The 20,895-nt window shown below is 63.8% G+C and carries 29 protein-coding genes; 1 reads left to right on the plus strand and 28 read right to left on the minus strand.

Features of this window, described 5'->3' with window-relative positions; genetic code table 11:
- Positions 1-263: 263 nt before the first annotated feature.
- The 20 genes from AE618_RS18455 to AE618_RS28535 all read right to left on the minus strand — a co-directional run bounded on the left by AE618_RS18455 (position 264) and on the right by AE618_RS28535 (position 13,287).
- Complete coding sequence (locus AE618_RS18455; RefSeq protein ID WP_054210553.1) at positions 264-647, minus strand: hypothetical protein; 384 nt, start codon at positions 645-647, stop codon at positions 264-266.
- Entirely contained in the window at positions 647-1,237 is a 591-nt protein-coding gene (locus AE618_RS18460) for a hypothetical protein (RefSeq protein WP_054210554.1), read from the minus strand. Before AE618_RS18460 ends, AE618_RS18455 begins: the two co-directional genes overlap by 1 nt.
- A 1-nt stretch (position 1,238) precedes the next feature.
- Positions 1,239-1,667 carry a hypothetical protein gene (locus tag AE618_RS18465; protein ID WP_054210555.1) on the minus strand — a complete coding sequence of 143 codons (429 nt, stop codon included), beginning with the start codon at positions 1,665-1,667 and terminating at the stop codon, positions 1,239-1,241.
- A gap of 2 nt (positions 1,668-1,669) precedes the next feature.
- A complete protein-coding gene (locus tag AE618_RS18470; RefSeq protein WP_054210556.1) occupies positions 1,670-2,449 on the minus strand; it encodes a glycoside hydrolase family 19 protein in 780 nt (259 codons plus the stop codon).
- A 25-nt stretch (positions 2,450-2,474) separates the two neighbouring features.
- On the minus strand, positions 2,475-2,795 hold the full coding sequence (locus tag AE618_RS18475; RefSeq protein ID WP_156330342.1) for a hypothetical protein: 321 nt from the start codon (positions 2,793-2,795) through the stop codon (positions 2,475-2,477).
- A gap of 88 nt (positions 2,796-2,883) precedes the next feature.
- Positions 2,884-4,575, minus strand: coding sequence for a hypothetical protein (locus AE618_RS18480; protein ID WP_054210558.1), 1,692 nt, complete (start codon positions 4,573-4,575; stop codon positions 2,884-2,886).
- Complete coding sequence (locus tag AE618_RS18485; protein ID WP_054210559.1) at positions 4,572-4,862, minus strand: hypothetical protein; 291 nt, start codon at positions 4,860-4,862, stop codon at positions 4,572-4,574. Before AE618_RS18485 ends, AE618_RS18480 begins: the two co-directional genes overlap by 4 nt.
- An 82-nt stretch (positions 4,863-4,944) precedes the next feature.
- Positions 4,945-5,370, minus strand: coding sequence for a hypothetical protein (locus AE618_RS18490; RefSeq protein ID WP_054210560.1), 426 nt, complete (start codon positions 5,368-5,370; stop codon positions 4,945-4,947).
- 2 nt (positions 5,371-5,372) lie between these two features.
- A complete protein-coding gene (locus AE618_RS18495) occupies positions 5,373-6,407 on the minus strand; it encodes a hypothetical protein (protein ID WP_054210561.1) in 1,035 nt (344 codons plus the stop codon).
- Positions 6,408-6,425: 18 nt separating this feature from the next.
- On the minus strand, positions 6,426-7,100 hold the full coding sequence (locus tag AE618_RS18500; protein ID WP_054210562.1) for a DUF2612 domain-containing protein: 675 nt from the start codon (positions 7,098-7,100) through the stop codon (positions 6,426-6,428).
- Positions 7,100-8,272: a baseplate J/gp47 family protein gene (locus AE618_RS18505; protein ID WP_054210563.1), complete on the minus strand. Its 1,173-nt coding sequence runs from the start codon at positions 8,270-8,272 to the stop codon at positions 7,100-7,102. The genes AE618_RS18500 and AE618_RS18505 overlap by 1 nt, the downstream gene beginning before the upstream one ends.
- Positions 8,272-8,628, minus strand: coding sequence for a hypothetical protein (locus AE618_RS18510; protein WP_054210564.1), 357 nt, complete (start codon positions 8,626-8,628; stop codon positions 8,272-8,274). Before AE618_RS18510 ends, AE618_RS18505 begins: the two co-directional genes overlap by 1 nt.
- The gene (locus AE618_RS18515; RefSeq protein WP_054210565.1) at positions 8,628-9,329 is read right to left on the minus strand and encodes a Gp138 family membrane-puncturing spike protein; all 702 of its coding nucleotides are present in this window, start codon (positions 9,327-9,329) and stop codon (positions 8,628-8,630) included. Before AE618_RS18515 ends, AE618_RS18510 begins: the two co-directional genes overlap by 1 nt.
- On the minus strand, positions 9,329-10,276 hold the full coding sequence (locus tag AE618_RS18520; protein WP_054210566.1) for a phage protein: 948 nt from the start codon (positions 10,274-10,276) through the stop codon (positions 9,329-9,331). The genes AE618_RS18515 and AE618_RS18520 overlap by 1 nt, the downstream gene beginning before the upstream one ends.
- A complete protein-coding gene (locus AE618_RS18525) occupies positions 10,273-10,587 on the minus strand; it encodes a phage baseplate plug family protein (protein ID WP_054210567.1) in 315 nt (104 codons plus the stop codon). Before AE618_RS18525 ends, AE618_RS18520 begins: the two co-directional genes overlap by 4 nt.
- Positions 10,587-11,117, minus strand: coding sequence for a phage baseplate protein (locus AE618_RS18530; protein ID WP_054210568.1), 531 nt, complete (start codon positions 11,115-11,117; stop codon positions 10,587-10,589). The genes AE618_RS18525 and AE618_RS18530 overlap by 1 nt, the downstream gene beginning before the upstream one ends.
- Before the next feature lie 124 nt (positions 11,118-11,241).
- Positions 11,242-12,105 (minus strand): hypothetical protein, encoded by an 864-nt coding sequence (locus AE618_RS18535; protein ID WP_054210569.1) that lies wholly within the window; start codon positions 12,103-12,105, stop codon positions 11,242-11,244.
- Positions 12,098-12,622: a hypothetical protein gene (locus tag AE618_RS18540; RefSeq protein WP_054210570.1), complete on the minus strand. Its 525-nt coding sequence runs from the start codon at positions 12,620-12,622 to the stop codon at positions 12,098-12,100. Before AE618_RS18540 ends, AE618_RS18535 begins: the two co-directional genes overlap by 8 nt.
- A gap of 127 nt (positions 12,623-12,749) precedes the next feature.
- Complete coding sequence (locus AE618_RS18545) at positions 12,750-13,133, minus strand: hypothetical protein (RefSeq protein WP_054210571.1); 384 nt, start codon at positions 13,131-13,133, stop codon at positions 12,750-12,752.
- Entirely contained in the window at positions 13,126-13,287 is a 162-nt protein-coding gene (locus tag AE618_RS28535; protein WP_197280825.1) for a hypothetical protein, read from the minus strand. The genes AE618_RS18545 and AE618_RS28535 overlap by 8 nt, the downstream gene beginning before the upstream one ends.
- Before the next feature lie 190 nt (positions 13,288-13,477).
- On the opposite strand from AE618_RS28535, the gene AE618_RS29065 reads away from it, so the two are divergent.
- On the plus strand, positions 13,478-13,609 hold the full coding sequence (locus AE618_RS29065; protein WP_282568522.1) for a hypothetical protein: 132 nt from the start codon (positions 13,478-13,480) through the stop codon (positions 13,607-13,609).
- Positions 13,610-14,349: 740 nt separating this feature from the next.
- On the opposite strand, the gene AE618_RS18555 is transcribed toward AE618_RS29065, so the two are convergent.
- From AE618_RS18555 to AE618_RS18590, 8 genes are all read right to left on the minus strand, one after another.
- The gene (locus AE618_RS18555; protein ID WP_054210573.1) at positions 14,350-16,305 is read right to left on the minus strand and encodes a phage tail tip lysozyme; all 1,956 of its coding nucleotides are present in this window, start codon (positions 16,303-16,305) and stop codon (positions 14,350-14,352) included.
- Complete coding sequence (locus AE618_RS28070; protein WP_156330344.1) at positions 16,298-16,447, minus strand: DUF6889 family protein; 150 nt, start codon at positions 16,445-16,447, stop codon at positions 16,298-16,300. The genes AE618_RS18555 and AE618_RS28070 overlap by 8 nt, the downstream gene beginning before the upstream one ends.
- 38 nt (positions 16,448-16,485) lie before the next feature.
- The gene (locus tag AE618_RS18560) at positions 16,486-16,899 is read right to left on the minus strand and encodes a phage tail assembly chaperone (protein ID WP_054210574.1); all 414 of its coding nucleotides are present in this window, start codon (positions 16,897-16,899) and stop codon (positions 16,486-16,488) included.
- Positions 16,899-17,360, minus strand: coding sequence for a phage protein (locus AE618_RS18565; protein ID WP_054210575.1), 462 nt, complete (start codon positions 17,358-17,360; stop codon positions 16,899-16,901). Before AE618_RS18565 ends, AE618_RS18560 begins: the two co-directional genes overlap by 1 nt.
- A gap of 10 nt (positions 17,361-17,370) precedes the next feature.
- Positions 17,371-19,182, minus strand: coding sequence for a DUF3383 domain-containing protein (locus AE618_RS18570; RefSeq protein ID WP_054210576.1), 1,812 nt, complete (start codon positions 19,180-19,182; stop codon positions 17,371-17,373).
- Between the two features lie 3 nt (positions 19,183-19,185).
- On the minus strand, positions 19,186-19,773 hold the full coding sequence (locus AE618_RS18575; protein ID WP_054210577.1) for a phage neck terminator protein: 588 nt from the start codon (positions 19,771-19,773) through the stop codon (positions 19,186-19,188).
- Between the two features lie 6 nt (positions 19,774-19,779).
- Positions 19,780-20,154, minus strand: a complete 375-nt coding sequence (locus AE618_RS18580) for a hypothetical protein (RefSeq protein WP_054210578.1) — start codon at positions 20,152-20,154, stop codon at positions 19,780-19,782.
- A 256-nt stretch (positions 20,155-20,410) separates the two neighbouring features.
- Complete coding sequence (locus tag AE618_RS18590) at positions 20,411-20,893, minus strand: hypothetical protein (RefSeq protein WP_054210580.1); 483 nt, start codon at positions 20,891-20,893, stop codon at positions 20,411-20,413.
- Positions 20,894-20,895 lie beyond the last annotated feature (2 nt).

The following is a 20,895-nucleotide window of genomic DNA, read 5'->3' on the forward strand; positions in this document are numbered from 1 at the left end:
GCGTCGTTGATGGCGTCGCGGCGGCGGCGAAGGGTGAGCAAAACGTTGGGGTCTGACATCAGAAAACACTACCCCAACGACTCTCGTTGAGCTAAGTTGATTTAGGTGAGCTTGCTACCTAATGCCGGACATTCGGACGGCGCGAAACGCAGAAAAAGCCCGCCAGCCCGATGAGGGGCCGGCGGGCTAAGTTGGTCTCAGGGGATCGTCCCGAGCGGCTAAAGAGCCACTCACATCCGACGGCAGGTGCCGGCGAAATTCCGTCAGGGCGATGGTGCGCCCGGATTATTGGAAGGCCAGCCCGGAGGAGACGGCGGCGGCGGGCCATCGCGCCAGCGGCGTGCCCAGCGGATCATCGCATCGCAGATCGTCATGCCGACAAGCCCCAGGCAGAACCCGACGCTGCCCTCGATGTCCCCGGTCGGGTAGGACCAGAGGTCGAGCCACTTGCGGATGATCGGCATTGCGGCCGGGGTGGCATAGCCTGCGGTCAGGCCGCCGACGATCGCAGAGGTGACGCGCTGTGTCAGGGTGAAGCCCGGCGCGATCATGCCGCGGACCAAGCCGCCGGCAACGCCAGAGACCACGTTCACGATTTTCACGCCGACGAGGTGGTGAAGCCAATCGGGGGGCGGCATATCGGACATCAACGCTTCACCGCCTTCGTTCCGACCGTGTCGATCGCCTTGCCGATGATCTGTCCTGCGGTCGGCGCCGTCGCATTCGTCACGATCTGCCGCATGGCATCGCCGCTGCGCTTGGAACCCGACGAAGAGCCCAGCCAGAAATTGTTGCTCATGGTGTAGGCGCCGATGCCGAAGCCGACGATGATGCCGTCCTCACGAAGCCAGTCCATGGCGACGCCCAGGATGACACCGACCGCCATCAGCCAGTTGAACACCGTCTGCGCCGTCGGCATCGCTGCGGTCCATGATCCGGCATCGACGGCATGGTTCTGCATCTCGCGCGCATCCTGCACATCGGCAAGGCGCGCGTTCAGGTCGGCGAGATCGTCCGCCGCCTTGGACGATTCCACCGCCTGGATTTTCGCGGCGGCATCGGGATCGGCGGCGATAGCAGCGCTCACGGCTTCCGGCGTCGGGTCGGTGCCAAACTGCTTCGCGAGCTCGCCCAGGATGGTGCCCGCGACCGCGCCGCCCGCCGGTCCGCCCAGCGCCGTGCCAATGACCGTGCCGCCGAACTTCAGCAGCGTGCCGGAGAGTGAGGTGAGGTCCATGTCAGGGCTCCTTATCGGCCGTGCAGCGTGATTTGTGGAGACGGATTTCAACCTCCGTCATCGGCACGATGAGGTCATGGCGCTCAATTGAGCGGACACCATCGTCGGATGGGTGCGGGTCGAAGACCATGACGCCGTTTTTGCAAACGACGGCGTGCCAGAAATCACCGCGCGGGCTCGGGCCGCATCCGCTCGAATAAGCGCCCTTGAGCCGATCATCCCCCGGCTGTGCTTGAACGATCTTGAGGCCCCGGTCAGCCAGCCAGAGGCCGATCGCTTTCCAAAACCCCTGCTTCCGCACTTCGTCACCGGCAGTGTCAATGACCTGATCAAGAGGCAGATCAAGGAGCGAGGCCAGCACAGCGGATTGGCAGTTGCCTCGCCCGTCCGGGTTGTCGGCGACGAATATCGTCTGTCGTGTCGGAGTCACGGTCAGGGCTCCTTGGAGAACAGGCGGGAGAGGACGCCGCCCCACCACGACCGCTCGCTTGCCGGCGCCTCGACCTTGCCGTCATGGCGGGCGGGCTCTGGCGCGGGCACTGGCGGCTTCGCGGAGGTCGGCGCGGCGATGACGGGCGCGGGGGTAGGAACGGGCTTGGCGGGCTCTGTAGGGGCCTTGCCATAGCCGGCGCCGACGAGAGCCGCCTGAAACTCCTTGGCGTAGGTGGCGATCATGCTCGCCTTGTCCGTGCCGTTGATGATGCGCCGGGCGTTGACGTAGTCAGGCGGGCTCTTGGCGAGATAGTCGCGGCAGGATTTCCCCGTGTAAGCGCCGGTCGACATCCCCCAGATCAGCACCTTGGCGGCGATCGTCGGCTCCTCGACCTTGCCAGGCTCTTTCAGCAGATCGAGCCCAAGAGCCTTCCCGGCCTTCACATAGTTGGATCGGCCGGTGAGCTGAACGTAACCGCGCCCGGCAAACTTCACGCCGTCGCCGGCCTCGACATTGCCGAGCGTCGCGGCCACCTTCGGGCGGGCGCCAGCCTTGTCATACATGCGCTTGAAATAGGCTTCGCCGCCGAGCTCTTTCATGTGCGACCAGTTGGCTGTCTCATGGTGCGCCGTCGCGAGGGCATAGGAGGTGAACGCCAGAGGCCAATCAGCGGCTAAGCAGGCGTCAAGCAGCACCTCAACGCGGTAGACCTGCTGCGGGGTCAGCGCGCCATCGAACAGCTCGCGCCGGATCGACCCGAAGAACTTCGGCTTGTCCATGGTGGTGTCTCCGATGTCGGAAGGGTCAGCCGTTCAGGGGCACGAAGAAGCAGCGGAGCACGCCCGCCATGATGCATGCCGCTGCCCTGCCCTGCGGGTCCAAGGACGCCTGCGCTTGGTCAGCCGGGATGCTGTAGATCACGCCGTCCTTGCGGACCTTGTATTCGGCGCCATCGCGCCACCAGTCGGCTTCATCGACGGCCTGACAGTCGCCAGACGGCCCGCCATAGCAGCACGACCACAGCGTCTTTGGGTTCTGCGTCCCGGTGAACCATTCGTGCGCCCATGCCGGATCAGCCCCCGGCCCGAGAATGAGCAGCAGCGACAGCCAGGCGAGGATCTTCATGATGCGCTCCAGCATGAAAAAGCCCGCCGGGATGGCGGGCTCAGATGGGGCGGCAGGACTGACCTGCCTTGTAGATGGGTGGTGAGGGTCAGGCCGCCGCCAGGAAGGCGTCATCGCCCGCATAGACGTTGCCGAACTTGGTGGCGCCGCCGCCATCGACGTTCTGGAAGCCGTGCTCCCAGATCGCGATGTTGCCGACATTCGGAGCCCAGTTGGCATTGGTCACGGCCTGTTCCGTGCCATCGGGCATCAGGACGTAAAGCGTGTTGCCGACGAGCCGCCAGCCGACGAGCTTCTTGACGCCCGCCGTGGTCGCAACCGGATAGGTGTAGCTGAGCACCGTCTGAGACGTGCCACCGGGGTTCGTCGTCCCGTTCCACAGGGCCGGGTCGAAATACTGCACGAAGCACTTCGATCGATAGAACAGGACGTGGACAGATCCCTTGACGATATCGAGCACTTCCGGCGCCGCGCCGCGCTGCGGGCATGAGATCAGCGCCGCGAGCGGAGCGCCAGCAGTGTCATCGGCGCCGACCTCGAACCCGACCTCGGAATAGACCGACGTCACCGGCTGGTTGTGGACGATGGCGTTGTAGCAGACGGTCGATGGCGGCGAGCTGTCCACCTTTGATGTCAGAGACCCGCTCGCGATGACGCCATTCACGCCCGAGCCAGACGAGCCGACGAGGTTTTGCCAGACCTGTCCGCTCTTGGCGGCGCGTCCGGGGAGATCGCCGTCTGCCTGCACCGCAAAGTTGTCATAGATCGGCGGCGCGCGGCGGCGAAGATCCTGCGCCTTTTTCAGCGTCCCGCCCAAGAGGTCATTCGCCCCGAGTGCATAGGTGCCGGATTTGTTGAAGGCGGCCCGATAGGCGCCGTTGGCAAAGGTGAGCATGACATCGATCGGCGTCGCCGGCAGCAGCAGCGAGGCCGCATCCGCCGACTGTGTCTTGGCCGTCCCCGTCGTGATGATCGGGATCGGCGTCGCGGGAGAGCCCTTGACGTGCGACGGCGCGACGAGGTCGAGAGCGAAGTCGACCGCGACACCGCTCGTGAACGAAATCGACAAGCTCGATGTCGTCTTGGTCGAAGTCGCATTCGTCACGACGCGGGCGTTGGACTTGTAGCGGAGGGTGGCGTCCAGCCCGGTGACAGCTGAGTTCGCCCCGGCTCCCTGGTTGGTATTCGAGACGTTGCGTTCGTTGATGTTGAGCGCGATCGTCGGCTGCGTGCCGGAGGCCAGCGCCATCAGCAGCCCGGCCTCCGCGCGGTCGCCAACGCCGGACACCGAAGGCCCATCGGCATTCCCGACGATGTCGATAAACGCGGCCGTGGTGCTCGCTGGGGTTCCGGAAATGGCCACACGCAGAGACGGCAGGCCGTTGACCGTCCCAAGCGAGATTGTGCGGGTCACCCCGCCAGGCAGGGCGCTCATCGGCATCTTGGTCGGCATCGTGCCGGGCGTGCCAGCCACAGCCCCGGCGAAGTCGGCTCCCAGCGCATAGTTCGTGACGTCAGCAGAGCCGAGCGAAACGCCCTTGTCGGTACGCGCCGCGACATTGATGGCGAACTCGGCCCATGTGCCGGCGACGTTGTCGGCCCATTTTGTGCTGGCCCGCGTCAGCGCGAAGACGTCAGTCAGCGCGGCCGTCTGCTGGTCTTTCTGGTACACGTTGGCAGCGAAGTCGGCATAGAACATGCCACGGGCATCCGCGCCAAGGGCCATCCCCAGCCCGAGCGGCCGCAACCCCAGCCGAGGAAGCCGCAGCAGCGCGCTCATGCGAGAATCCAGGCGAAGGACGCGCCCTTCGGGATCAGGAAATCCTCGCGCGGATTGTTGGCCGGGTCGTAATAGGCGCGGGGGCCGTTCGTCGGGTCCGGCGACGTGCCATAGGCGTAGTAGATCGCAGCCGAGGCATTGATCGAGGCCAGGCAGGCGCTGGGCGCCACGACGCTCGAGGTCGTGCCCGTCGCCATGGTCTGAGACGCCAGCAGATCAGCCGGCAGGGAATCCGAGCTCGCCGGCCCGACAGTGCGCAGGGTGTAGTGGACGCCAGAAAGGGCCATGGTCGGCGCTCCTTGTGTGGTTCAGGGCAAAGAAAAAGCCGCCCAGGGTGGCGGCGCAGGGCAATGGTGGATGAGGGCCGCGTCAGGCGGCCGGCGCGAGGCCCTTGAGCACCCTCGTGCGGCGCGCGGAGGTCAGCAGCCCGGCCGCGACCATGGCCTGCAGCCCGTCCGTCAACCTGGCATCGGCAAGGTCGATGAACTGGGCGCCAACCGCGCGATCGTACCAGAGCTTGGTCGCCACATTGGTCATCGCGGCGCCCGCGATGGCCAGTTGCTCGGCCTCGGTGAACAGGTCCATGAACTCGAGGAACGAGAGGCGCGGTGCAGGTGTGGCCGGCGTGGCGCTCGGATCGTGCGCCGCCACGACAGCCTCGATGGCGGCACGCTGGTCGGCGGTCAGCCGGTCGTCATAGGTCACGCCGTCAGCCGACCAGGCGAAGGGCTGGCCGAGCAGTCCCGCGGCCTCGATTTCTGCGCCGAAAGTCGGCCCGATGATGGTGGCAGTCATGATCAACCCCGAATGTTCGCAAACGCCTGAACCGTGAAGGTGCCGGTGCCCGCGTTGCCGACCGCGCCCATGGGCGTGATGGTGTGAGGGCCTTCGCTGAGCGCGCCCCGGAATGTGCCGCCGGTATAAGCCGCGGCGCCTGCCGACACAGATGCCGACGTGCCGCCGATGCCGACCGCAACGACGTCGATCCCGACTGCGGCGCCGGAACTGCTGCCGGCGGTCCCGTGCGCCGACTGCCCGACGACCTGAGCATCAACCGTTTCATCACCCCATGTGATGAATGTGCCGCGGGCGGCCGTGGTCAGCTCGACATAGGTCAGCAGCGACGTGGTCGTTACCCCTGCAGTCGAGGCGCCAACGACCGATAATTGGCGCCGATTGTGCCAAGAGATGACGCCGATATTGCTCGCCGATACCACGAACTGGCTGCTGCCGTTCGTATAGACCATGCCGACCAGCGTCTTGTCTGCATGGCCTGTGATGACCTCGACGCCGACATTGCCAGCCGTCGTATCCGGACCGTGCCCCGTCGCCAGGGTCCAGAACTCGAGCCCGCCCGATGCGTTCAGGGCGACGAGATAGGCGGTAGATGAGGCAAGGTTCCCCGATGCCCCGTTGATCAGAACCGAGGTGTTCGCAGCCGAAATGCCACCACTCGGGATCGCGATGATCTTGCCAGCAACCTTCACGAGGTTCCCGCCATAGGGGAACAGCTTGATCGACGTCGCCGAGACGTATCGAATCTGGCACTGCCCCATCGGCCCGGCTGCTGCCTGCATGGCGGCGGTGAAGTTGGCCTGGAATGTAGCGACGTCGCCGTCGTCTAGGGTGTCTTCCCCGCTCTGGTCGGCGGTGAACTGGCCGATCATAGCGGCAGCGAAGGCCGACTGACGCCAGACCTTATTGACTTCGGCGGGTTCGGCAATGCCATCCACAAAGCCGGCCAGGCGCGCGGCAAGCGCGGCATAGTCCGACTGCGACATGACTCCAGCGCCGCCCGCCGTTGCGAACGGCAGCAGTTCATTGGTCGGCATTGCGATGTCTCCGGGGGGTCAGGAAGTGAAGTATTCGGGCGCCGCGCCCCATGCGCCGCGGCCGAAGCCGCCGATCGTGTCGTTGTCGACGCCGAACCCGAAGATCGGGCCGCTGACGGTCGTGATGCGGTATTTGGCGCGCACGCCCTCTGGCTTCAGCGGGATGTAGCCGCCCGACAGAAGCGCAATGAACAGCGCCGACGGGATCACGCCGGCCACGCCGAAGGTGATGGTCATGTCCTGGTTGTCGATCAGGACCAGCGCCGTCTCGCCATTGGGAAAGATGATGTCGAGCGCGCGCTTGGCGTCGGGCAGCGTGCCGTCCCAGTTGTTGGCCGCGATCTTCGCGCGCAGCAGCGTGCGATAGGTGGTGTCGTCGAGGCGGGTGATGCCGTCGACCGAGTCGTATGGCCGCTTCCACAGGCCGCGCCCGAACCCGCGCGTCGCATCGCCGAAGCGAAACCAGACGTTCGCGATCGGGATATTGATGAACCGGGTCCGCCCAACCCATTTGCCGACCACGTCGAGCTGGGCGCCGATTGCCTCATCGAGATCGAAGTCGACCGGCAGATGCTCGATGAACGACTGCTGCGAAACCACGGGCTCGACCAGCGCGCGGATCATGGCCGAGAATTTCGGCTTGCCGCGATGCGACGGCGTGATCAGCGCCAGGTAATCGTCAGCCGTGGGCATCAGGTCACCGTCGTCGTGATGTCGGCGAGAACCGCCATCGGTGCCTCATTGAAGGCGATGACCAGATCCGAGGAGCCCGGCGTGCCGGCGTTCTTCGCGATCGTCAGGCCGGTGATCTTGTATGTGCGGCGGTCGGGCAGGCCGTTCAGGTTGGCCGGGACGTACATTTCGGCGAACTCGACGTCCTCGCCGATGTCCAGCCCATTGATCCAGTCGACACAGGCCTGCTTGATCGCCGCCTCGATCGCGGTGGTGAACCCGGCCTGAGCCGTGATCGCGATGGCAACCTTGATGGTCGCATTGGTCGGCCGATAGAACTTTATCGCTCGCGTGACGCCGAACTCGTCGGTGATGTCGACCGATGTCGTGCCATAGGTCGCGGCGCCCGGCCCCTTCTTGTCTGCGATGGCCTGCGCGATGGCCGTGGCGTCGCCGCCCAGCACGACGAGCGAGATCGAATGCGCCGGCAGGCCGTTGGCATCGGTCGAGCCCGTGTCGTTCTCGTAGCCTTTCCAGCGCGTGACGCCGGAGATCGAGGCGACGGCGCCGATGGTGCCCTCGAAGACCGTGCGCGAGGGCAGAGCGGTTGAGACGGTCTGCCGGCGGCGCAGCGTGGCGTCGAGCTCCACCGGAGCGCCAGCGGACGCCGCAGAGGGGTTCGTAACGGCTTGCCATCCCCGCGTCGGCGTCCCGATCGCCGTGATGCTGTCGGGGACGGCCTCGATGGCCCCTATATCCTTGGCCGTCGCCGTGACGGTGATGTCGCCATCGTCGGGGATCGTGACCGTCGCAGGCAGCAGCCATTGCTTGCCGTCGGCACCCTGCGCGATGCCGCCGCTGATCGTCGTGCCGGCCTGCCCGGTAATGAGCAGGTCCACCGTCGAATTGCTGGCAACCAGGCGTTTGATGCCGTTGATCTTGACGACAGACGACAGCCCCACGCCTCGGGCGGCCGATGGCGAGAACGAATTGTAGATGGTGACGCACTGCGCGTTGCCGTCATTGATCGCGGACGAAAGGATCGCGATCTGCTGCCCATCCATAGAATCGGGGTCGACGTCGATATCCTCGCCGAAGATCCCCTTGAAAGCCGTCTCGAAATACACCCGCACGGCCTCATAATCCGGCTTGAACACGCCGTTTTCGTCGATCGTGCAAACCGGGAGGGCCATCAGAAGTTCACTCCGGTGACCGTCGCCGGCCCGTATATGGTGTCGATCGTCAGCCCGACGCCGAAGGCTCGGCTATCCCGATCAAGATTGCTGGAATAGGCCGTGATCTTCTTCACGCCTGTCGTCGCCAGCACATGCGCTCGGATCGAAGGGTCACGCGTGTCTGCAGTGCGGTTGCCGAGCACGCGGGTCTGCCACGGCATCCCCTCGCCGCTGTCGAGGTACCACTGCCCCCGCCAAAGCTGAAGCCGCTGCCCGACCTTCTGGGCAACACCGTCGGGCTGGTCTTTCCAAAACTGGGACGCGCCCTGCCCGAAGCGATAATCCGCGTTGTCGTCGAATTTCCTGAGGCGCATCAGTTCGTCGGCCCCGTGCTGGTCCCGCCACCCGGCACGACGCCGGTGTGCTTGTGATCCTTCAGGCTGATGCCGTTGAGGACGATATCGCCGGTGACATTCATCGTCCCTGTGAAGGTCATCCCGCCAGCCCCGCCCGTCATCGAAACCCCGGCCGCCGCGGCGATCGAGACAGCCTTATCGGTTGCGACACTGACGCCCCCGGCCGCTGACATTCCGATCTTGGTGTTCCCATCCTCGGATCGGATCTCAGTCGATGTCGTGCTGGGGTCTGTGACCTTCGCGGCGTTCGGGTTCGACCGGAACCCCAGCATAGCGAAGGCATTGCTGAGATTGTTCATGCCGGAATCGATCGGCGCCTGATCTCCTCCGCTCTGCTGCCACGAGTCCTGAGACCGGGAGCCGAAGCAGAGCATGCACTCGTCCCCGGCCTTGACCGGGAAGGTCATCAGCATGCCGCCCCCGCCTGGGAACTGCACAGGGATATCGGGGATGACGGGGTAGTTTTCGGCCTTCGTCGAACCGTCCTTCTGCAGGACATACGCCTTGACGGTCGGCTGGGCTGTGACGGTCTGCTTGGCAGCATCGTAAGAGATGATGCGAGCCGGCATCGAGGTGAAGTTGCGCGACTGGAAATCGTCGAGCGCAGCCCGGATCGTCTCCTCCCCGCTCTCGGTCCTGTCTCTCAGATCGCTTGTCATCAGACGTCCGTTGGAATGCCTTGCTTGGCGAAATTGGAGAGGACCAAGCCTTGCTCGCTCACGGCGACGCAGGCGCAGTCGGTGTACCAGGCGGTGCCGCGGCTATCCCCAGAATGCTCGACATAGAGCACCTTGTAGAAGCCATCGGCAGCGACACTTGGCAGCTGAAAATTCTGTTGGATCGCTCCGGACGTGAAGCCGGGATCGAGGGCGGCCTGCTGGATCGACTTCTGGTCGATCTTCAAGCGGGTGCCTGGGCGCACCTTCGAATTGAGCAGCATGCGGACCTGGATGCCGCCGATCGTCTGGACCGGCATTCCGACCATGCCGGTCTGCGAGTTGATGACGAAGGCCTGTCCGTCCATGGCCTTGTCGTTCTTGACGATCTCGAGCTTCTGGTCACGAATGGTCCATGCGGAGTTCGTCGACTGCCCCACCGTCCGCAGGAGATCTCGAGTCATCCCGAAAAGCGCGCGGCCGCGTGGCATCTTCTGTGAGCCGAGATCCGCGATAAAGCCTGCGGTCACGCCGTAAGGCTTCAAGGCCGCTAGAGCGACATCGACCTGGTCTCGGAAGGTGTGGCCGGCCGCCAAAGTCTTGTTGACGGTCGAAAACGAATAGGCGGTGTCGCCCGATCGCGATGTGAGCTTCAGATATTTGTCGACTGGTGTCTCGCGGGCGTTGCCCCGCTTCTGGAATATCTCGCCCTTGTGGATCAGCCCGAACCCATCCTCATACCCAGCCTCAAGAGAGACCATCTTGCCTTCGCGGTTGATCGTATTCGCCGTGTCATCGGACAGGTTCGAAATCGTGATGTCTGCGATGGCCAGTCGCTGGCGCTGAAGCTCTTGCTGCACAGTGAAGCGGATGCGGAGTTCGGACACGTCGATCTGCTTCCCCGATCCCTCGATCGTGAGCTTGATCTTGCGCAGCCACTGTCTGGTCATGGGGAAATGAACAGCACCTTGCCGTTGCTTCCGAGGTTGGAATAGCTCGGCTCGACGAGATCGTTTCCGTCCGTCTGGACGCGGATTTCGCCGGGGATGCCCAAATAGTCGAACTGCTGCAGCACGTTCTCGCCGGCCGTCAGCGGCAAGCCTCGCAGGAGCGGAGCGCCGTCATAGGCCGATATATCGATGAACCAGCCGCCATCCGTGGTATCGGCCCAGCCGAACCGAACGACGTATTCCACCGCGCCGAGCTCAACCGTCATCGTCTGCGCCTCGGGGCGCAGTGGAAATTCGCTGGTTGTCGCCATCACGCCCTCTGCGCCGGCGACGCGAAGCCAGTGGTAGGCTTCAACTGTTGTGAACCGACGTTCGTGGTCGATCCCGTTTTCGCCGGGTTGGCCTGGTTGGCCTTCGCCGCGCTCGTCGTCTGAGTGCTGACCACAAGGATCTGGCGAAGGCGAAGGGCGCAGACCAGAACGTTCGACGTCTTCTCGTCGCGGGTCTCTTGGATACCGACTGGCAACATGTTCTCGTAGTTGCGTCGCCCGGTACTGACCGAGATCAATTCGCGCTTCGACTGCAGGTCCAGAAGCTCCTCATAGGCCTCATCGCTGTAACCAACGAAGCCACCGGTAGAGTCCGACCAGCCGATGATCATCTCGATCTCGGCAGGCAGCTTGAACGCGTGATCCGAGATGGCTGCGCCCGTTTCGACCGGGTGATCAGTCGTGATCAACGTGTCGCGTGCGGCCTCGCGCACCAGCACGTCGGGCATCAACGAGCCGATCGTGACGCTGGGGCGCCTGATCAAGGCAAATGCGTCGTCGAGCAAGCTCATGATGCGCCTATGAAAAATCCGCCACCCCGAAGGATGGCGGCTCTGGTGCCGACAATAGTTCTTTGGCCCGAAGGCTCATCTGGATTGGTCGTCACAAGCTCGCGGGCGGCATTTGCCGTTTGGGTTATAAGTGCTCTTTGGCCGCCCGCCTCCATCGCGACCAGAGATCGCGCAGGAACCTCTTCTCGACGTAGCGCTGCGCCCGGTTGTGGGCGTGCATCTTCGTCTCAACCCGATCGGCCTCGTAGACCTTGCGGGCATCGTAGATTTCTTTCAGCGGGCCGCCCGCCTTCACGATGCAGGCGCCGAGATTCCAGACGACCGAGCGCCGCGCCGGGCTGTAGCCGTGGTCTAGCGCTTCGACGCCGGCGATCCTCCGCTGGCGAGTGCCGTCGCCCATCACGGCCAGGCCCATTCGCTTCCACAGCTTGGCGGGGTTCGAATAGGCGGATAGATCGCCCGCCTCCCCGACGATAGCAGCAAGAGATGCCAGTCCGACGCCACGCACGCTCTCGACCCACGCCGCGACCGGCAACTGTTTGGCCAGTTTCGCCAAGCGCTTTTCGACGAGCTTGCGATGGCGCTCGACGCCGTCTCGCGCCTCCGTCAGCGGGAACATCGCTGCGAAAGCGATTTCCGCCATTGGATGTTCTCCGGTGCCGAGCGCCGCCTTGTAGATGACGTCGGCTTCCTTCTTGTCGCCGCCTTCCGCCAGTCGTCGGCAGAGTGCCTTGGACTGCAGGGTCAGCGACTTCTCTGCGCGGTGCCAGGATTGTCGGCGGCGCCACTGCTCCCGAATTTCCGCGATGATAGGTGCGAGGTCGACGGTAGTGGACTGGGTAACACAGCGTTCGTGGTCGACCTCGCATTCGCCGTCTCCGGCGAACTGAATGGGTGCGGCGGGCGGCAGAACTTCATGGGGTTCCACAAGCAGGATGGCCGCCCGGCCGCTTTCGGCATCGCTGCCGATCTCGAAATTGCTATCCACGGCGTGCCTCCTCCTGGAGTTCGCGCAGCCGCTTGTCGGTCATGACATCGCCGACCGTCTTGTCACCCTCGAGATGCTGGCTCACCAAGCGCAGCCACCGGCTCTTGTGCGCCATGTCGGCGGACTGGCTCTCGTAGAATGATGCCGCCGTGGTGATATCCTCCCGCGTGGCCTGGCCTAGCGGCTTGCCGCCGGGTAACGGGAACATCAGGAGCGTGCCGGCCGCCAACTGCACGACCCGGAACGATCCCGTAACTCCCGACTTGCTCGGCACGAGCTTCTCGACCGGCGCCTTCCATGCGGCCCGACGATCAACATGAACTTGGGCTCGCACCGCGTCGTAGCACGCATTGGCGATCAGCGGATCGGTAAGCAGATCCCGCAGCTTCCGGCTCTGCTTCACCGCCTCCTGCATCATCCTCGTCGCTTCGCGGGTATCGCCCTTGGCATCGTCCAATGCTCGGCGAGCGGCCTCGGCCACGAAATCGACTTCCTTCGTCTTCGCTTGCGCTGCCATGATGTATCTCCATCAGCGCCCGGCCTGGCAGGCCCGAGACGCAAGGGTTCGCTTTCGCGAAACCGAGCGCCGATGAAGCTCTCGAATTTCGCGTCTCAACCGCCCTGCCAGGAGCGGATTCAGATGTTCAGTGTTGGTGTCGGTCGGGGACCGCGAGCGCGGCGGCTGTCGCGGCGACCTCGGGGATGTTGTCGGCGTAGATCGCGTTGTGCTGGATCAGGATGCGGGCTCGCTTCTCGATTTCGAATGAGCCGCAGCCTTTGACGCTCCGAAGAGCCTCGACGACAGCCTCTACATTCATCCCGAGATCATCGTGGATATCGTCGAGGAACGCTCCGGCGTCGTTCATCAAATTTGAGCGTCCGATGAAGGTCGGGCGATTGGTCAGCGCCGCCGCCACGTCTTTCAGCGTCACCAGCGTCTCGTAGAGCGCCACCAGATGCGTCACGCTCATCAACCGCATGCGATCAAGCGACGGCTTCATCCTCTGTTCGAAGGTCTGATCAAGCATCGACCAGAACCTTCGCAGCACCACCCTTGACGGGCGCCGGCCTCGGCGCCGGGACTGCGAAGGCCGCGCCATTGTCGCCCTCGCCAGCTTCGAAAAACCGGCGAAGAGCGGGGTCGCGGACGAGAGCGGAGAGCGGTATGCTGTTCGGAGCCATGGGACGATCCTCCAGATCGGTCTCTCGGTTAGGGCTGCCTTGGTGTCTCACCACCTTGGCGGCCCGATTTGTTTGTGGTACCACTGTTTCTATGGCACGTCAATCTCTGGTACCAAAGAAAAAGCGCGGCCCTTCGCCAACTGGGAAGGGGACGCAGATACAGGTTCGACTGCAGCCTGATCTCCTATCCGTGCTCGACCGCTTCATTGCGGAGCAACAACCCGACATGAGCCGGCCCGAAGCGTTGCGTCTCGCGTTCAAGGACTGGGCGACCGGCCAAGGCCTCCTGCCCCACAGCGAAGACCCGGAAGGCGCGAACTAGGCCCTCGACTCAATGCCCCCCAGTGGCGCAAGATTTCGGCATGAGTTGGTGGCGGGCGCTCTTCAAGAAAACGAACCGGAACCCCTTCGCGCTTCCGCCCGAGGGGTTCCCGCCTGAAATGCTTCGGCGGGTGCAGCCGCCATCTCGGTCGAGAAAGCTGACTGAGGAGGAAAAAGCGGCTGATCTTGAACGCTATCGTCGTGAACGGCGACAAAGTAGTTCAGTGGCCTGGGAGCACCACCGAAAGCAGGCTGAGAAGGCCGGATGCGCGCGGTACATTTGGCGGTCGGCCAACGATTCTGATGTGTGCTCCATATGCCGGGGAAACAACGGCAAGCGCTTCGCCTACGCCAAGGCTCCTAAGGGCGGTCACCCTGGCGACGGACACGATTGCGCAACAGAACCATGCCGGTGCTATGCTGAGGCGATCATACCTGACTGAGGCTGATGATGCGGGCGCTACTGGTCGGACTGGCAATACTGACGAGCGGGGTAGTGAACGCGGCCGAGCCGTGGGATGCCGCAGTCCGTCGCTTATGCACCTCGCTTGATCAGCAGGACTGTTGGGTGAAGTCCGGGGCCGCGCTCTGCGACCGTGAACAGATTTCTTGCAAGAACCTCCCCGACCACGCCCCTGCGGTCATCATTGGCCGATCCGGCAAACGCTGGAATGTCCGGACCGAATACGGCTCAGGCTGGGTGAGTGAGCGCCTCATGATGCTCGACAGTACCAGGATGCGCTAGCGCACTGCCCCCCGAACGTCCCGGAGTAGGACGCCGCCCAAATCCTTCTGCGCCGCGCCTACTTGATTGGCAGTCATCGTCGGGTCTCCGCTTCCGACCACCTCGATCTTGTTGTGCTGCGTCAGCGTCACCGTCGTGTCGCCGCGGCTGTTGGTGCTCGGCGTCAGTGTCGTGCCAGGTGCCGCCCCTGATCCCCCGCCCAGCTTGGCCGCATTGTCTACCGCTAAGCCCAGCGCGGCGGGGTTCATTCGAGCCAGAGGCGGCAAGTTGGGGCCGCCCTCTGCCTGTTCGGCAAGACGCAGCACCTTGGCGAGACCGTTTGCGATACCAGCGCGCTTTTCTGCCTCGGCTGCCTTTGCCTGTGGACGCTCGTACTGGAGACTGATGACCGCTGCAGCTTCGCCTGCGGTTTCAGCGCGCTTGAGTGCCTCCCATGCGGCCCGTTCTTTACCCTTTGTCATTTCCCAATGAGCGCCCTCGCGCTGTTGGGCGGCCGTCGCCGTGGACATGTCGATGCCAGCGCCGGCTAGGATATTGGCCCGGCGATCGGGCCAATGCTGGTAAAGGCCGTGGGCTTTTCCGCCATCACCGCGAGCGTTCGGGTTATGGTTCGATTCCGCCTGCTCGTTGGCGACAACCCCTGTCGCCTGTTCGTGTGTGAGGCCCTTGGACCGCCAGAACGCGTACGCCTCCTGTGCCGCGGCCCGCCGTGACCCATTCGACGAGGGCGCCGTCGCCGCGCCGTTTGCCGGATCACCTCCACCGCGCCACCAACGCTTCGCCTTACCCCACAGGGTGTTGTCCTGCCCGCCGCTCGGCGTGCCGCTTCCGTTCTCAGTAGGGGTCTTGCCCCACGAACCATCTGCCTTGCGCCGCGCGATCTCGGCGTCCTCGCCGCCATTGGCTGTGCTAGGCGTCATGCCCAGGAGGAAGGCCCCGGGACCAGCCAGCAGGGCAAAGAACCTGCCCAGCGAGCCGCCGATTAGCGCGCCAGCCGCCGCTGTGCCGACGCCCGTGATGGCTGCCGCTACGCCCAGGAGCCACTGCGCGAGCTTCAGCCCGATCAGCACCTCGATCGCGGTCGTCAATCCGTTCTGCCCCGTCAGCTCCTTGGACAGGTCGTTAAACCCTTCCCATAGGGGCTTGAGGACCGCGATGACCTTGCCGACGAATGTCGCGAGCTCGTCAAGCGTCTGGCCGAGCGACCTGAAAAACTCGACAGTCTCCTTACCGTTTTCGCGGGTCCATTTTTCGAAGGCGTCTACGAACTTTTGGAGCGGCTCGGCGAGCTCCGTCATCAGGCGCTGGCCGACGACCTCGAGCGTCGCATTGAGCGACTTCATCGACTGCATGAATTCGGCGCCTTTTTTGGCCGCCTCCTCCGAGTTCAGGCCCTGCGCTTTGACCTTCTCGTTATATTCCTCCATTCGCTGGGAGAACTTCCCAGATTGAATGGCTTCAAGCGTTGCCAGGTCAGTCCCGGCCACCTCAGCAAGGCCCATCTGCTCGGCCTTCGGCCGGCTCTTGATGGCATTGCCGAAATCAATGAGCAGTTTCGTAGAATCGCGGAGCTTACCGTTCTCGCGTGTGACGACACCGATCTGCTTCAGGAACCCTTCGAAGCCAGGGTTCCACTTCAGCTGCTTGCCGAAGTTCTCGATCGAGGCGCCTGCGTTCTCCGCCGATGACCCGAGCTGGCTTGCGGCATACCCGATCGCGCGGATACCCTGAACGGTGGCTTGCGTCCGCTGCGCCTGCCAGTAGACGTCCTCAAAGGATTTGGAGATCCTCTGTACGCCTTCGAACACCTTCTCCGCTGTGGCAGCGATGGCCCGGCCGAGCAGTTCCGACTGCAGGGTTGCGGACCTGACCGATGACTCGAACCGCTTTTCCGAACTGGCATCGACCTTGTAACCGATGCCGACCAGGAACTCGCGGATCACATCAGCCATTTTCGGCAGCCTTCTGGGCTCGGTAGGCGTTCTCGTCGCGGATATCGATCGCGTCGTTCAGCAAAGCGATGTCCGCAAGAGACAGGGTGCCGTCGATGGTGGATTCGTACCGGCAGAGCCCTTCCATGACCGGGCGAAGCACGAAGTCCTCGCCGTCGTCGAAGGTGACAGCCTCGAAGCTCAGGCCCGGACGGCGGCGGTCAAACTGGACGCCAGGCCTGCGTAAAAAGGGCCGACCTCAGCCATGATGACGTTCGCCGTGATCGAGAGGAGCTCGAACCCCGTGATGTCGTCGAAGAGAGGCTTCTGCGCGGGTCCGTTCCACACCTTGGCCCATCCGGTGTCTCCGGCCTTCTGCCGCTGGATCGATGCCATGCAAGAGTTGATGACGTAGGCGACGACCTCGTCCGGCATCTCACTGAGGGCGTTGACGGCAGGATCGATCGCCAAAGCCGGCTCACCCTTCTCCGCCGCCGCGCGAAGCGCGTTGAGGATGGGGGCCAGCCGGCGCATGAGATGCACCTGGCCCATCGCGTCGATTGGTGACGAGCGGTAGAGATACGGCCCGACGTTGAACTCGACAGGTTCACGCATCACGCGGCCGCCGGGGTGCCCGTGCCAAGGATCGCAGAGATGGCGAGCGAGAAGAACGCCCATTCCATCATCGTCCCATCCTTGCCATAGGCAACGTCTGGCATCTTGCGGAATGCGCAATCGGCGGCCGTGATGGAATCGCCGCTCACCGGATTGCGGATCGAGATCGTGTTCTGCCCCGCATTGGCCGAGGAAGCCGTGTCTGCAGAATACATGTCCTGCAGCAAAGAATTCACCGGCGACGTTTTGAGCAGTCGCACCGTGACTGACCCGTTCGCAGCAGCATGGAGCGAATACATGCCGCTGCCATCGGCGCCCATCAGCACCGACATCTTATCGTCAGCCATGCTGACAGTGATGCCCTCTTCGGACACCCCAGCTCCGTTGCCAAGGGAGAAAGAACCGTTGGGGCCACGGATGGCGGCTTGAACATCCAAAAACGAATACGTCTTGCTTGCCATGATGTTAGCCCTACCTGTTCACATTCAAAATCACGTCGACGAAGTGAATCGCACCCGCCATTTTCACAGCGATCTGGATCACGATGCTCTTGCGGGCTTCGCGATCGGCTTGGCTCTGCGATGCGACGGGCGGCGCGTAGACGTAGAAGCCCTTCGACAGGAAATCGCCCTGCTTGAGCTGGCCGAACCCACCGGCATTCCAGACGCCGGGCGCGACGAGGCCGTTGGTGACCGCCTGCAGCAGAATGCCCTCGATCGTCGTGACGATCAGATGGGTACCGGCATCCGTTTGGGGGATTTTCGTCGAGCTAGTGTACAGGAGGTTCCAGACGGCGGTCTGGACCGCGTTTTCCATCCAGTCGATGCCGTGGCGCTCGTCGAAGAACGTGCCATCGGCCATCACACCCTCTTGGATGATGGCGGTGTCGTTGTCGTAGTTGACGAAGACGTTGCAGTGCTTCGCCTTGAGGGCAGCGGCCTGGTTCGAGGTGATCGTCTCGGCGCGGACGCCCGGCTCCTGCTTAAATTTCATCGTCAGGGTCGTGTTGGACCCTTCGAAGTTCACGGTCGCGGCGCGGCCGAAGAACGAGGCGATGACCTGCGGCTCATACTGCGAATACTGCGCGAAGGTCCGGCCGAGGTTGTTGGCGTCGAGCAGATAGGCCAGATCGGTCGTGCTGGTCGGGTCGATCGCCGTGGTGTCGGTGATGGTGACGCCGAAGACGCGCTTCTTGTCCTGCGCCTCGATGACGTTGGCCGCGGCGATGATGGACGCGCTGTCGACGCCTTCCTCGACGAGTTCGCCTGCATACCAGTCGCCGGATGCCGCGATCAGGGCGGTGACGGCCGCAGCCAGGGTCTCGGCGGCGATGCCGTTGGCCGGCAGGCTGGCCTGCGTCGACTTGCCCTTGATCAGTGACGCGATGGACGTGCCGGAGCCGCCAGCGAGCGTCGAGCCCGACAGGGTCGGGTTCGTGCCGCTCTTCGCCAGCGTGTAGGCGTTGCCGCCCGTGCCGGAGGCCTTGGCGATGACATAGACCACAGCACCGACCACCAGATAGGTCATCAGCGACAGGTTGGCGTCGGCTGAGGTGTTGAGGAAGGCGCCCAGCGCCGTCGCCATCGCCGCATTGGAGCCGGCGATATCGACCTGGTTCCCCGTCGCGCCTGATGTCTTGAAGGTGATCGCGGTTCCCTGAATCGTCAGGGTGTCGTTGTTGGCCGGCAGTCCAGCGAATGTGATCGAGCCGAAGGCCGTGGGGTCAGCCAGGAAGCCGAGCGTCGAGGTCGCGCCCGTGGTCCCAGACTTGATGACGAAATAGCCGTTGTCCGCATCCCAGACAACGGTGGAGCTCGCAACCAGGGCGGCGACGGCCGTCTGGATCACAGATGCGACGCCGTTCAGATTGGTCTCGGCAGAGAAGTTGAGGCCCGACACATAGCGAGGGATTCCGTCGAGCACGAAGTAGAACGCGCCGGCCGTCACCGCGGTGAAGTTCGCCAGCGCCTGTTCGGCCGTGGTCAGCACGCCGCCGCGCAGGGTGGCATGCGTCGCGACGCGCGCCCATCGCCCGATGTACAGGATCGAGGGCTGCGGCACCTGCGCGAAGTGCTTCACGGCGCCCTTGTATTCGACGTCCGTGGTCGAGAAATCCTGTGCGACACCCGAGAGGTTCGAATAGAGGCGAAGGCGTTCGCCGACGTCGATGACATCGGTGGCGCCGATGAGCAGTCCGGCGCCAAAATTACGCGTCGGCGCCGCGACCGGCGAGATAACGACGTCGACATTGACGACGTCTGAAACGGGAAGGCCCTGGGCCATGGTTTAGGTCTCCGTGACGGTGAAGGGCTGGACTGTGCCGCTGTCGAGCACGAAGGCGCCCTGTGCGGAGAGGAGGTTGAGAACCGGGTAGACGCGGACGACCGCGCGCCGGAGCAGGATGTCGAGATCGACGCGGCGGACGAACCGCTCGTTGATCAGATCAGAGGCCGTGCGGATGCGGTCGCACTCCAAAAGCGCGATGCCAGCCATGCGGACGGCTTCGAAGTTCTGAGGCACCCACAGCCCGTCGCGGACCTGGGCGGCGAGGCCATAGGCCGAGGGGCCATAGAAGCTGGCGAGAATGCGCACGGTGTCGTGGCGGACGACCTCGTCGGTGCCCTCCCCGTCCGGGATATGCGTCGTGGCCGCGCTCCAGTCGGCATCGATTTCGGTGATGCCGAAGGCGCACCAGTTCGTGGTGATGGTCGGCATGGCCGGCGGTGTCGGTTGCCAGCGAGGGCGCACCATGCCGCGCGCCAGACCGGAGATGCCGGCGATGAGACCGCCCAGCAGATCCTCGAAAGGGTCATTCTCGGCAGGCGTCGTCGATGACGGCTGGAGATAGCCGCCCGTCGCCGATGTGTTGACCATCGCCGCCTACCGGAGATCGAGCAGGCGGCAGGTCGCGACTGTGAAGCCGGCGCCGTAACGGGAATAGTCATCGACCGTGACGACGGTCCAGTCGCGGCCGTTCCACCGCACGATGTCGGCGTCGAGCCCGGCGTCGGCGTTGCCCTCGACGAATGTGACGGTGGAATGGAACGTGACAGTGCCCTCAGATATGGCAGCCTCGGGGTTACGGCGCAGATTCTGACCCTTGTCCGATGTCTGCACGACCGAGATGGCCGTTTCGACCGGCGCGTTGACGGTGCGGCCCGTTACCGGATCGACGGTCACAGTGGTTCGGATCAGAACCGCGCTGTCGGCGAAGTCGGGGTCGCTCAAAATGTCGGATACGTCGAGCAAGGGCATCAGTTCTGCTCGCCGGTCTGAACTTTTACGACAGGGCGGGTTATGCCCATCGTGCCCCGGCCGCTATCTTGGAAATGGTAAAGAACTACCTGCGTCTGAGCGTCCCGACGCCTCAAGATTTCAGGAAAGGCGTCGTGGAAAATGAGGCTCAGAACGGTCCTTTGTTCGACCTGAGACATCCGACCTTGTTTGACGAGGTCTGATGTCATCTGTAGTGCGTCGCCTGCGGGCGAGCCGTCTTCGACGCACTTCATGGTCAGTCGCCCTTCTTCCGTACGACGTGGGTGATCGCTCGCCGATATTGGCCCGTGTCGATCAAAGGCTTTTCGCCCGTGCGGCCGCGAGCTCGACGCTTGGCGAGCGTCTTCGGCGAAAGCGGCGTGAACGGCCCGTCAGTGATCTTGGCTTTGACGGCGTTCTCTGCCGTGATCCCGACGGCTGTCAGGGTGGCGTCGACATCCGAGGCCTTGCCTGACAACGCAGCTTGAGCGCCGGCTTTCAGGCGTTTTTCGATTTTCTCGCGAGCGCTTTCGACGCCTGGCACGAGATGGGGCCGCTCCGGAATGTTCTGTGCCGGCGACCCGGTCTCCATCAGGTAGCCGATCTCGGCATTGCTGATGGCGCCTTCATCCCGACCGGCGTCGGTATCGGGGATGCCGACCAGGACTTCCTTCGACGTCAGATCCTTGATCGCCCGAAGGATATCCGGCACGCGATCCTTGGTGATCTTAATGGTCATGG

Origin of the sequence: Allobosea vaviloviae, assembly GCF_001298265.1 — a bacterium.
Lineage (GTDB): Bacteria > Pseudomonadota > Alphaproteobacteria > Rhizobiales > Beijerinckiaceae > Allobosea > Allobosea vaviloviae_B.